Annotated in this window: 11 protein-coding genes and 2 pseudogenes; 8 read left to right on the forward strand and 5 right to left on the reverse strand. The window is 54.2% G+C overall.

Annotated elements, in window-relative coordinates:
• Positions 1–32: 32 nt before the first annotated feature.
• The 4 genes and pseudogenes from BLW66_RS05755 to BLW66_RS05770 all read right to left on the reverse strand — a co-directional run bounded on the left by BLW66_RS05755 (position 33) and on the right by BLW66_RS05770 (position 4561).
• The gene (locus BLW66_RS05755) at positions 33–1511 is read right to left on the reverse strand and encodes a Y-family DNA polymerase (RefSeq protein ID WP_089945984.1); all 1479 of its coding nucleotides are present in this window, start codon (positions 1509–1511) and stop codon (positions 33–35) included.
• A complete protein-coding gene (locus BLW66_RS05760; RefSeq protein WP_089945987.1) occupies positions 1453–2007 on the reverse strand; it encodes an ImuA family protein in 555 nt (184 codons plus the stop codon). The genes BLW66_RS05755 and BLW66_RS05760 overlap by 59 nt, the downstream gene beginning before the upstream one ends.
• A 437-nt stretch (positions 2008–2444) precedes the next feature.
• Positions 2445–3463 (reverse strand): annotated as a pseudogene (locus BLW66_RS05765) (IS3 family transposase).
• Positions 3464–3691: 228 nt separating this feature from the next.
• Complete coding sequence (locus BLW66_RS05770; RefSeq protein WP_244508564.1) at positions 3692–4561, reverse strand: OST-HTH/LOTUS domain-containing protein; 870 nt, start codon at positions 4559–4561, stop codon at positions 3692–3694.
• 405 nt (positions 4562–4966) lie between these two features.
• Here BLW66_RS05770 and BLW66_RS05775 point away from each other — a divergent pair, with 405 nt between their 5' ends.
• From BLW66_RS05775 to BLW66_RS05810, 8 genes and pseudogenes are all read left to right on the forward strand, one after another.
• On the forward strand, positions 4967–6025 hold the full coding sequence (locus BLW66_RS05775; RefSeq protein WP_139254526.1) for a DUF4123 domain-containing protein: 1059 nt from the start codon (positions 4967–4969) through the stop codon (positions 6023–6025).
• A 119-nt stretch (positions 6026–6144) separates the two neighbouring features.
• Positions 6145–7716, forward strand: coding sequence for a hypothetical protein (locus BLW66_RS18015; protein WP_211664261.1), 1572 nt, complete (start codon positions 6145–6147; stop codon positions 7714–7716).
• 2 nt (positions 7717–7718) lie between these two features.
• On the forward strand, positions 7719–8135 hold the full coding sequence (locus tag BLW66_RS05785; RefSeq protein WP_139254527.1) for a hypothetical protein: 417 nt from the start codon (positions 7719–7721) through the stop codon (positions 8133–8135).
• 371 nt (positions 8136–8506) lie between these two features.
• Positions 8507–9037 carry an SMI1/KNR4 family protein gene (locus tag BLW66_RS05790; RefSeq protein ID WP_170833406.1) on the forward strand — a complete coding sequence of 177 codons (531 nt, stop codon included), beginning with the start codon at positions 8507–8509 and terminating at the stop codon, positions 9035–9037.
• A 139-nt stretch (positions 9038–9176) separates the two neighbouring features.
• Positions 9177–9626: a hypothetical protein gene (locus tag BLW66_RS05795; protein ID WP_089945995.1), complete on the forward strand. Its 450-nt coding sequence runs from the start codon at positions 9177–9179 to the stop codon at positions 9624–9626.
• Positions 9623–9997, forward strand: coding sequence for a hypothetical protein (locus BLW66_RS17860; protein ID WP_170833407.1), 375 nt, complete (start codon positions 9623–9625; stop codon positions 9995–9997). Before BLW66_RS05795 ends, BLW66_RS17860 begins: the two co-directional genes overlap by 4 nt.
• Entirely contained in the window at positions 9997–10413 is a 417-nt protein-coding gene (locus tag BLW66_RS05805; RefSeq protein ID WP_089945999.1) for a hypothetical protein, read from the forward strand. The genes BLW66_RS17860 and BLW66_RS05805 overlap by 1 nt, the downstream gene beginning before the upstream one ends.
• A gap of 120 nt (positions 10414–10533) precedes the next feature.
• A pseudogene (locus tag BLW66_RS05810) lies at positions 10534–10713 on the forward strand (transposase zinc-binding domain-containing protein); the annotation flags it as partial.
• An 853-nt stretch (positions 10714–11566) separates the two neighbouring features.
• Here BLW66_RS05810 and BLW66_RS05815 read toward each other — a convergent pair.
• Entirely contained in the window at positions 11567–12595 is a 1029-nt protein-coding gene (locus BLW66_RS05815) for an O-fucosyltransferase family protein (RefSeq protein WP_073146410.1), read from the reverse strand.
• Between the last annotated feature and the right edge of the window lie 26 nt (positions 12596–12621).

Below are 12621 nucleotides of genomic sequence, written 5' to 3' on the forward strand. Positions count from 1 at the left end.
CTCGACCGGGCGATGAATGCGATTTGTTTCGGTCATGCGAATTCCCCCTGCACGAACCAGCCCGGGTTTTGTGGGGTGTAAAACAACCAAAGCCGCCGCCCCTGTTTGGTCTCAACTCGCCAATAATCGCGCAAGCCCGTGCGCCAGTTTTCGTCCGAAAGCCACCATTCCGGCGCAATGCGTTCAGGCCCCGTGGCGCGCCCCATGGTCAGGGACATGCGCCGCCATCGAAAACGGTTTGGCGGGTGCGGCCCTGTTCCGGCAATTGGTTCTGGTGGAAACAGGCAAAGCGGGCGTGGATTCGCGCTGCTCCAACCGCTTTGCGGATCAGAATACGCAGCAGGTGCGATAATAAAGCTGCGTTCGGGGATATGGCTGTCAGCGGGTAAGAAACGCTGAATGTTCTCCAGCCCAATGCGCGTGCCAAGGCGGCTGATCAGATCGTCCAGCTTATCACTAGCACGACCGGACACATGGCTGATCTGCTGCGCAGGCAAGGATTCGACCTGTGTTGCCTCAAGGCGCAATTGATCAATGCCAAACCCGGCCTCAGCCTCGGACAAGCCCCGCTCGAACAGGGGGAGAATACGTTTTGCGTCCCGCAAAGGCCGCGCCAGACGTAGTTCGACCTGCTGTTCATCCTGATCGACCCGGCGCAGTATTACGCACAGCATACGGGCGCCCATTTCCTGCGCTTTCAGCTTGGCACAAAGTTGCACCAGCAACCGTTCGGTACCCGCCATGACATCGCTTAATAATCCAATCGGTTCTGGCAGGGTCATCCGCACGCCGTAATGTGGAGGGTCAGCAAGCGGTGTGATTTCTTCAGACTGATGGCCTAACGCCTGATCAAGCCGCAGCAAAAGGCCGGGGCCAAAGCGACGTGTCAGCGGGGCTCGCGCAGCTGATGCCAGATCGCCGATGGTGCGTAACCCAAGCCGTTGCAATGCAACTGACATATCATCACTCAGACGTAGCGCAGCCACTGGCAAAGGGGCAAGCGTACCAAGCATATCGCGTGCGGGTGCAATTCCCTCGCCATAATGCGCCATTGCCCAACCCGCGCCCCGGGTATCCCCAACCCCGATCCGCACGGAGACCCCCGCATGGGCCAACCGCCGGCGCATATCCGTGATCATGGCAGGCTCTCCGCCCCAAAGATGCGCCGACCCCGTTATATTGAGCACCAACCCGTCACAGCCTTCCAGCCCAACCCAGGGGCAATACCGCATCGCCCAGCGGCGCAGCACATGCAGAAAACGTTCATCTTGCGCAGGATCCGCGGGCGCGCTTTGCAAACTTGGACAAAACGCACGCGCATCAGCATAAGACATACCCCGATGCAGCCCTTTGCGCGTAGCATCGCCGTTTAGGCAATAAATACGATTGGCGTTTTTCTGTTTCAGCGTCAGGACAAACGGGGCATCGATCAGGTGTTGGCGTAAAACCCGGTCACTCGCCAGCTGGGGAAACCACAGTGAGACGACGCGACGCTGTATCCCATCGGACATACCAAACCCCCAATGTTCCCGATTTGTTCTTAATAAGCTCCCACTTTTGCAGAGTCGAGTCTTTAACATCAAAAGCCGGGCTACAGCGCCACCGGCTTTCGACCGCATTACTGCCCATGCCTTCGGGGATAATGGCCAACCCCGTTGCTTTTCCATCCCGCGCAGCCAGTTGCAGCCGCCGCCCTTCGGTTAGGCCAATGGGCTGGCTCAACGTGATCACAACAAGGGCGACAGCATTCGAGCGCAAGGCCTCTTCGGTGACAGCCAAAACATCCTTCTGGTCTTTGGTGTCGCAGATGGTCAGGGTCGCAGGATCAATGAAATCAGAAAACCCGCTGGGATTAAGCTGCACAGCACCCCAAGCTTCGCGCACCCAAAGCATCTGCCCCCCCAATCGCGCCGCCAGCGCAAAGGCAAAACCGTAGGCACCGGACCCGCAAACTTCATGGGTACGGGCACCGGCAGGTGGAAAGACATGTAGAAAAGGGCTGTACATACGTGAACTTTAGCAGCTGATTATCGTATTGGGAAATACAGGAACGTCACCAATGCGGCCCTTGGCGCAATTGACGCGGCTTCCAAGATCACATTTATCGCTTCCTCTACTATGTCTTGAATACTCGTTTTTCCTCACCCCAGAGAGGTCGTCCGCCACCGCTGCAACAACCGGCGCGGCATCAACCCCGAGCAACTGGTCGCGAGACCCCATGCGGACAACTTGCAAGATGAGTAAGTACGACTTTCGAGCGAATGGGGTCGACTTCGCGATGCTCTGATTAGGCCCGAGGCCTTGCCCTTGATCAGCGCCATTCTCAGCACCCGTTCCTCCCACAGACAGCAGGGGGAGCACCCTCGGCACCCGCCCGAACTGGTGCCCTGCGCCCCAAGTTTCTTCCAGCCTTGCGCGGAGTCCTTGGGTTTAAATCTTTGGCGCTAGGCCGCCATCTTGTCCATGGCCTTTCTCTGCAAGAATTCCATCGGCGTCAGGTTTCCCAATGCTGAATGTGGTCGGCGCCAGTTGTAATCCTCCTGCCATTCTTCAAGTGTTTTGCGGGCATCGCGCAATGTTCCAAACAGCGTTTCGTTGAGGCATTCGTCTCGAAGCTTGTCGTTGAAGCTTTCAATGAAGCCGTTCTGCTGAGGCTTCCCAGGCGCGATATAATGCCAATCGATGCCGGTTTCCTGAACCCATTTGAGGATCGCCATACTGGTGAACTCAGTGCCGTTGTCTGAAACTATTGTCGTCGGCATGCCCCGTTCAGCAATCACGCGATCCAACTCACGCGCGACCCGTTGGCCAGACAGTGACGTGTCGGCCACCAGCACCAAGTTCTCGCGACTGAAGTCATCAACGACTGCAAGAATGCGGAAGCGGCGACCGTCTGTCAGCGCGTCGGACACGAAGTCCAAGCTCCAGCGTTGGTTCGGCCCATCCGGCAGCACAATGGGCTTCCTTGTGCCCAAAGCACGCTTTCTGCCACCTCTGCGGCGCACCTGCAGCTTCTCTTCGGTATAGATGCGCCTGACTTTCTTGTGGTTCACAGCAAAACCTTCCCGCGCGATCATCACGTGGACGCGACAGATACCTCACCGTTGACCGATCAACCTGAAGCACTTCACACGCCCGCCGCTGACTGACCTGATGAGCGTCCATCAGATGCGCCACCGCTTTCCGCTTCCCAACGGGCGTCACCATTTTTTGAATTGATGTCTCGCAACATTGCGTTGTCCAACATCTGTTCTGCGAGCAGCTTCTTCAGCTTGCCGTTCTCGTCTTCCAACGCTCGCAGCCGCTTCGCATCGGACGGCTCCATGCCACCATACTCCGACTTATACTTGTAGAACGTCGCCGAGCTGATCCCGTGTCGCCGACATACGTCAGCGGTCTTCTCACCAGCTTCCTGCTCCTTGATCATCGCAATGATCTGTTCGTCTGTAAATCGTGCCTTCATTTGTCCGTCCTCTTGTTGGGCAGACTCTACACAAATCTGGAGGAGTTTTAGGGGCTCAGGTCACTTCTTACGTTAGAGCATCCAAGATGGTTAGAGTTTCGCGGTGCTCGCATGCATTCCAGTTCATTCTGCGGCCCTTACCGGACATTCGCTAAGCGGTATTTTCTGCGGTGCGGCTAACTACGAACTGCCATGAGGTGAGGCATGTTACCATTAGAGGCGAATGTTTCAACGCAACTTCGGTGGGGGCGTTTGTGGTCGGTAGAAGGCAGAGCGTTCTCCATCAATCACAAAATACCGGAGTTCCAGGTCCGGCGCCTTATGCACGACCTGCCGCCAACTTTGGCATCCATACTTGGTAGGCAGTTGCTCGGGATGCCGCTCGGTGATCCATTTTTCAGCCTCGGCCAGCGGTGCCCATCCATCGCGAACCAAAGCCTCGAACGCCTCCCGCAAAGCGCTCACTATACCTGCGGCAAACCAGTTTACGGTCCCATCGGAAGAAATCCCATTAATAAAACAGTCTATGACGGCTTGCGACTGCATAGCTTCTGCCACCGCCTGGCGTACTTTTTGCATATCTTCAGCCCAATCCTGAAGCTGCGCTAGGTGTTGGTCGATGCGACTGTAAGCTGTCACCAAGGCATCTTGCGCTCCACGGCATCCATCTACACTCCCGATGTTATGCTGGTCGATGAAGTGATGAACCAGATTATTCCTAAGATCGACCAGTTCCTTCAGTTCACACTCGACCCGCGCGAAGTCCGCGACCGGAAGGTGAACCGCCATATGTATGGCGAACCCGTCGGGGGTTTCGGGTGACTCGATCATCGCGTCTTCGGGTGGTCTAATTTCATCGGCCACAACATATGATCCGATGAGCTCGCCAACTAGAGAGCCAAGCGTCTTGCGGGCCGCGCCATCAATTCGTGCGGTGCGAATCTGCTCCAAGTCATGAATCGGTCCTGAGAGGCTATGATGCGCCACCAAAACCTTGATCAACCGTTCATACTGTTGCAATCGCAACATACATCGGCCCAGCAATCGTTGGACTTCTTGCTGTAGTTGAGGCAAATCTTCGTCACTCAGCGACGTCAAGGCATCACCCTAGTTTGTTTAAGTTAGGTGCAACTATATCGGGGTGTTGCGGAATGTCTTGCCCCTCTTATAGGCGTTTAGAAGGCTCTGCCCCAAACGGCCCATTGCTGCCGTTGGCCGAGTGTAACTGCGCCGCACCGCGGCTTCCCCGAAGCAGGCATTGGCAAGGGAGTGCAGCATGCTGAAGATTCGATGGCAGGTGCGCGGACAAAGCAACTATGCCGTCATATTGCCCCATCATCTCTTCATATTGAGAGAGGGCGGTGACATTGCTAATTCAATGGCTGTGATATGCGCTTTGGTCATAAAAAAATCGCACCTAAGGTAAGGCATTCCTCCATTGAAGATACTCAATGAAAGGCGGAAGGCTGGACTTAATTTTAGCACTTTCTGGCGATTTTTTGAGTGAATACAAGTGATTTTGACGTTTGGACCACTGGGCTCGGAGCCAATACTCCGAGCATTGACGCATCCTATGGGCTTTCGCGTCATGAGCCACTTGATGTTACGCCATTACGCGCTCAATTCGGGCAAGGTTCAGAGGTATTTGTACCAGACGCATTAAAGAAGCCGCTTTTTGGCATGCTGAGCGAAATCACCGAAACAACCCAACTATTCACTTACGCAATTCTTGACGCTGCCAAAGTGGTGGGACTGCCCGAGCTTCTCGCCACGTCAGGACTAGAGCACCGATGCTTCTATAAGGGCGATACGTTTGATCAGCTTGGCGACGTGGCTCCTTGGATTGTGCGCCTTGAGGCTGAGAACCGATTGACCCAAAACCTCTTCACCCAAGGCGATGCACCTTGGAATCTTTGGGATAATGAGGCTGGTATCTTTCTTCGATCTTCCCAAAGCCTCGACATTTTATGGCAGCACTTTCGGAAGTTTACCAAGGTTCAAAACAGTTCTGGCGAGTCGGTGTATTTCCGCTATTGGGAACCGCACGTGGCGCGAGCGTATCTCGGTGTCGGTGGCTCAGATGCCCTCGGCAGCCCGCCGTTCTTTCACAATTCAAACGGCAAAGTAGTTGACGCAGTAATCTGTTGTGGCACGCAAGATGTCTCGACGGTTCACCGTGCGCCTGAGACTTCTGCCGAGACAGGCTACAAGTTGACGCCTGCGCAGGAGCGTGCACTGATCCAAGGCGAAGAACGTCGGCGACGTGCCGATATCGCAACCGCTTTGCGTAAGTGCTTTCCAGATCAAACCGAAGACGTGCCACAAGGCCAGTTGATCGACAATGTTGGGCGGGTTGCCGTGCGTATGGGCGCTTATGGCATACGCCAAGTGCGCAACATCCATGTGCTTGCCAGTTGGCAGCTGTTTTATGGCGACCTGTTTGAGCGGCGCGATCCTAACGGCAATCTTTATAACATCTGTCGCTCGGGATTGGGCGAAGACGCCAAGTTGGTTCAAATGCAAAGCCGTATGGATGCGCTGCATAGCGCAGGGGTGATCTAGATGGCCGATGGCAACCTAAGGACGCCCAGCCCCAGCACGGTAGCGGCACAAGCCCAAGCGGGTGCGCCCGTGTCGCAAGGCGAGATGGACCGTATCTGTTGCCTTGTTCGGGGCAAATCATGGTCGAGGCCTGCTATGTGGACGCTTGGAATACACCGCTAACCGACGCCTGTGTAAAGGTCGAGGATTCAACCGGCGTGGTGGTTGACGGGGCGATCCGAACCGAACCGCTAGCTGCCCATGGCCAAAGGGACGGCGATGCGCCAACTGCGCCGCTTATGACGATGGGAACCACGCCGCTCATTGAAGTGGCTCATGGGATCACGGACGTGTCGCTCGTGGCGCAAGGAGCGGGCGGCGAGGCCGACAGCGGCATGGATGACCTTGGCGCGGCACTTACGGCATTTCGGGATGATGCCCTTACGAAGCTGCAACCTTACGTGGCCGAATGGGAGGCCAAAGGCCTCCTGTCCATCCCAGAGGCCCGATTGCGCGGAATCGGCAAAGGTCTGTCGTCGTGGTACGAAGGCGAAGCCAGTTTTTGGGGAGGGGTCAGCGAAAAAGCGATCTCGGCCTACCAAAGCGCAAAAGGTCTGGCCGAAGACGCGGGCGAGGCTTTTGATGCATATGTCGCGCGCCAAACGCCCATGGAACAAAACCTAATAAAATGGGGCGGTCCCCTCGGCGCGGTCTATGTCTTCGGCACATCACTGGGCGAAACCGCTTTTGAGGCCGTCTCGGACCTTATCGATGGCATCGATGACCTGTCCGATTATATCGACACCATCATGGCGGCGATGCGCAATCTGGCGTCTGGCACCGTAGACCTGATGGAGGCCGCGCTCGACACTTTGCGCGACTTGCCGGGCGATTTGGGCAGTCTCTTCGCGCAGTTGATCGACAACGGCCAAGACTGGATCGAGCGCATGGTACTCATCGCCAGCGAGACCTCGGCCTTCGAGAACGTCTTCCACGTCATCATGTCGGTGGCCATGAACATGGTGCCGAACTTCTGGTCCGAGATGGTTGGCGTGGTCACAGGTTTCATCTTGCCCGAGGTGCTGATCGAGATCGTTTTGGCCGTCATCGCGGCCCTAACGGGGGCCGGCGTGGCGCTTCTGTCGGGGCGGTTTGTTGCGTTCATCGGCAAGCTGCGGGGCATGGCTAGGAAGGCGGCAAGCCTCGGTGTGCTGGCCGATATCCTCGACGCGTTCCGCAAAGCCATCGCCGCATTGGCCAAAATTGGCAAAGGTCTGCACGATGAACTAGAAGCGGCCACTCGTGCTGGGGCCGACGGTGTGGCGCGCATTCGGCGGCGGTTGAACCAGTATAAGGTGGAGGTTGATCCGAATACGCTTGGGATGAATGGCGGGAACATTCGGATTGTGCGGAAGGTCGGAAATCCGCGTATTCTGGATGGTAATGCGAAAAAGGGATGGGAACATATTCAGAAACGTCATATGCCTCCAGACGGTGAAGCAGATTTGTTCGCTCCAGGAACTACAAGAGAGCAGTTACAGCAAGCATCGGATGAAATTGTTCAGAAGGGTGTAAGAACTTCTTCACCAACACGACCGGTTCAGGTTTTTGAAAGAAGGATGATCATTAACGGGTTGCGGGCAAACTATCGTGTCGTAGTTGATACAGTCGATGATTCCGTTGTTACAATATTCCCTGTTCTTGGAGGCTAATCATGACATTTGAAGTCCGCATTGAAGATCCGCCGCCAGCATCTGGCTTTGATATTGGAGAACTCCTTCTCACTTGTCCGCTGACTAGTAGACGAAGCACTCCCCAGCCCAATCGAAAATGCTACATGGTTTATGTAGAATTAAGTGTTTTGGTTGATCAGGCAGTCTCGGCGAAAATCAACAAGACGATTAACCCGTATGTCCTTCCCAGCGGGAGCAAGGTTACGTTTGATGGGAAAGGGGATTTGGCGGTGCTTGAGTTTCCAGACCTTAATTTGACGCAGAGCTTAGATGAGGCAATTCACGACTTGAGAGATATCTTGGCGAGCAGTGTGGAAACTCTTCAAAAGGGAGCTAGCGAAGATGATGTGATGCTAGGACAGCTTCGTGATGGTTTGTTGAGCAGCGAAGGTATATGACGCCGCCATTGCAGAGGTAAGCTCGGCAATGGCGGCGTGGTATCCTAACAAAAAGGGCGCCAAATCAGTACATGGTGAAGATGGCGTTCCGTTTCGGAATGGACGACCGGACTTTAGCAAATAGTCCAAGGGTGAGATCGAGTTTGAACCGGGTGTTTTGAACAGAAGTGACGTTGATTTCTCTCGGGTTTATGAACAAGTCAAGACCGCCAAGGGCTTGTCATCTAACGAGGCTGCACGGCAATATTTGAGCAACGCGGGACTGACACCCCACCATCTGAGTGATACCGTAAACCAATCGATACCAAGCAAACTCCATGGCAATATTCCGCACATTGGGTCGGCATCAGATATGCGAGGAGGTTTGTGAGATGGCACTATCAAGTAACGTGGCTTTAATTCCTTCGCTGTTAGATCACGATGCCCTGTTGTTACCCCTCGATCAGGTAGTGGCACGTCTCAACGTACGAATTCCAAGTGAATATCTTCGTTTGATTGCGCCTGAGAACAGAGCCGTCATGTTCGATAAGGCGACAGAAATAAAGCCATTGATGCCAAGCCCTTTAACTTCAAAAACGGGCTTCCAATCTGTACTTACCCTATTTGGGTTGTCTGACGGTGATCATGGAATAATGAAGAATTTTCAGCGTCTCAATGGACGGCTAGAAAGCAAGTATGTTCCGATTGCAGAAGATGGCCTTGGTAACTTGTACATGCTGGATGCCAAAACCAAACAGATCGTTTTTTGGCATCACGAATGCCCCGACGGTGAGAATAGCCCAACGGCCTATACAGTGGTTGCGGAAAATATATCAAGTTTTATTGCAGGCTTACAACCTGCCAAAAATCCAAAAGATGTGGATCTTAGCGCTGGTGTGAAGCGAGTCCAATTTGACTTCTAGACGCCCGAAAATGCTCCGACAGGGCGTCGGGTTTCACTCCGCCTTGAGACAAACACATCCAACTTGAACTGGCGGTGGACCGGCGACATCTACGCGGTCTCTGTCTCAGAGTGACTGTTGTGAAGCCATATCCAGCAATTTGGGCAGTCTCTTCGCGCAGTTGATCGACAACGGCCAAGACTGGATCGAGCGCATGGTGCTCATCGCCAGCGAAACCTCGGCCTTCGAGAACACCTTCCACGTCATCATGTCGGTGGCGATGAATATGGTGCCGAACTTCTGGTCCGAGATGGTGGGCGTCGTCACCGGCTTTATTCTGCCCGAGGTGCTGATCGAGATTGTTTTGGCCGTCATCGCGGCCCTAACGGGGGCCGGCGTGGCGCTTCTGGCGGGGCGGTTTGCGACGTTTATCGTTAAACTGCGCGGCTTGGCGGTGAAGGCCAAAAGCCTTGGTGTTTTGGCCGATATTCTTGAGGCCTTCGGGAAGGCCATCACAGCCCTCGCCAAAATCGGCAAAGGCCTGCATGATGAGATCGAAGCCGCGACCCGTGCTGGTGCCGACGGCATTGCTCGCATTCGCCACGCGTGAACCAATATAAGGTTGAGATTGATCCGAACACGTTGGGGATGAACGGTGGGAACATTCGGATTGTGCGCAAAGTAGGCAATCCACGTATTCTGGATGGAAGCTCCAGAAAGTGGTGGGAACATATTCAGAAACGCCACATGCCACCAGACGGTGAGGCAGATTTGTTTGCACCAGGGACCACACGGGAGCAGTTGCAGGCAGCGACAGACGAAATCGTGCAAAAAGGTGTGAGGCAAACGCCTCCTACTAGTCGCGTTCAGACGTTTGAGCGTCGAATGACGATTAACGGGCTGCGAGCAAATTATAAGGTTGTTGTCGATACTGTAGATGACAGCGTCATAACCATGTATCCTATGTTTGGAGGACGTTAATGAAGCTTTATATTAGTACAGTTGCTGGCGCTGAACCTGATCCTTATGATTTGGGGCGGATTCATCTTAGAGATGAGGCGGCTAGACTGTGTAGTGAGGATGCAAAACCCAAATCAGATTACTTAGTCTATGTTGAGCTGCTGAACCTTTTTGGCGCAGCTATGACTGCACGCATAAATTCAACTAAAACCTCCTACACATTGCCAGATGGAAGTAGGCTAGCATGCGATGGATCGAAGCTCACTGCTAAGCTGAAATTTCAAAATGTTAAGCTAGATTTGGGGTTGCTAGAATTACTAATTGAACTGAAAGATGTCCTTCAGGTTTCGTTCAATAGGTTGTCAAATTATTCAGACAAAAATGACTCTCTATTTTTAGATCTAGTTGACGCCCTAGAAGACAGTCAAAATGTCTAAGGAGGCTATTTGTTGGCTTTACCATGAGTTGTCGTGAGCGGATTTTGTATCTACCCTGCTGCTTAATCCCCATTTCAGAATAACCGAAAGATGTGGGTCATGTGACCCATTTCCGCTGCGATGGGACGCTCAAAACCGGAGGTCGCGGACATCTTCCGTGCCCATGGCGGTGCCTATCGTCGTGAACAAGCAGGGCACCTGAACCTGCCACAACTGAAGGTGATGTCGGCGATTGAGAATTGCCGCACGGCAGCCCTCGGCGGTCACGTCGCGGCTTGCACAAAATGTGACCATCAGCACCACGTCTTCAAAGTACGCTCTTACGATGGCCAAGGGCTCTAATGCGTTTGCAGCGAACTTCCGCTTTCCGCCCGAATGGCGATGACCGACGCCGTCAGGGAGGTTCTCGGTCGCGACGTGGCCCTCGCTCAGAACTATCTGGGCTACGATCAGGTAAAGACTAGTACTCCTGCGTTGCTGGGCGACTACGTCGATATCCGTAGGTTGGAGCGGTCGCCGGGGTATGAGGCCCTAAGCGGGTGTTCGAGGAGAGGATGTCCTATCTGGGTGAAGGGGTGGGGGTTAGCACCTCTCCCCCGCACACCCCCTATTCCATTACTCATACCTATCAACTCAGCCGCCCTTCTCAGACACAGGAGACGGCCTCGAACCAATAGATAGGGGAGCGCGATCGGTCAGACCTACGATGCTCCCTCAGCACTCGCCCGAGCTGGGGCATTCCTTGGGGCACTTTAGGTACACCCGTGGCCCGCGGGCCCGTTATTCTACTGAACAGTGGAGGTTGGCTGGGATGGTAGGAACCCCTGCACCCCGATGAACCCGTTGGCCTTTTCTCTCGGTTGAGGGCAACTGGGGCAGTTTTTGGGGCCTTTCGGGTGCCACGGGTGGCTGTGCGCGACGTCTCGAAGTGGGCTCGTTCATACCGCTACGACCGTCACCCGCAGCAACATCCCAGCCGCCACCCTTGCCCTCGGTCTCTTCCAATGGTGAGCGCACGCTGTCGGGGGGGGTAGAACGGCCCATTGCTGACATTGAATATGTGGCCAAGATTCTGCTGAGCGGTCCGACGAACCAGTCGTTCGCTCCGACAGCGAATTATCGATTAGTTTTAGGGCTGTTAGGAGTAACCGAATTACGCGCGATCCACCCAAAGTAGAGTCTGAGGTGTGAAATTGCCAATCGCGGCGACGTATTTCGCGACGTTTGAACTCGAATTACCTACGAAGGAGTCACAGCGGGCCGCCACATAGGTATCGAGAATGATCTCTTGGCCGTTGGCATGCCCGTCAGACCCTTCATCGAGAAAATTGGGTGTCATCGCGTTGGTACGGAAACAATCCTGAAGGATAATGCGATCTTCGGAAAAGGCATTTTGCCAGCGCTCGACGTAGTTTTGAGAATCTGTAAGCAAGAAGATGCTACGGTCCGCGCCGCCTTTCAGCCAAGTGCCAGCGGCCTCGAACGCGATCTCATTCTGGTCGAAGAGTGCTTTGTTCTCGACCACCTTGTCGGACCCCCGCATATGAACGGCCATTACTTCTCGACCTGCAAGTCGGTCGCAATAGAACCGATCGACACGATCCTTGAGATGGGGTTGCAGATGTATTCTTTCGTGCATCATCCATGCACGCAGTTCCTGCATGCTGAAACGTGAGCGCGTGTCATCCCGCGGCAAAGCGGCGATGATATTTTCAGGTTTGTCCCAACAATATGTGACAACGACTTCTTCGGAACGGCTCCGAAGTGCGCGAAATTTCCGATGCCATTTGGGGACATCGCGCTTCTCGCTGGACATGTGGTAAATGCCATATTTCGGATCAACCAGCCCGGTAGTTGGAAAAGGCAGATCGTTCGGCAGGTTTTCAATTGTCCAATTTTCAGGATAAATGGAGGCTGGCGTGTCACTTAAAATGGCGTCCGACACAGGCTGAAAATACAGGCTGAAGGAGTCCTGATTCCCATTGGCGTAAGGTCCCTCACGCCCCCATTGAACGATTGGTTGACGTCCCATAATTTCAGCTGCCAAAAGTTGTTCGACAACCAGATCTACATCTGCCCAAAATCCTGCACCCAGTCTTTTGATCAGCAGATAACCCGCACTTCCATCTTTTCGTGGTCGGCTCTTAGCAAATAGTCTGGATAGATCGCCCAAAACTGCCATAATCATACTCTCCTTCACCGACACTT

This window comes from Litoreibacter albidus, from assembly GCF_900107015.1.
In the GTDB taxonomy this organism is placed as follows: Bacteria; Pseudomonadota; Alphaproteobacteria; order Rhodobacterales; family Rhodobacteraceae; genus Litoreibacter; species Litoreibacter albidus.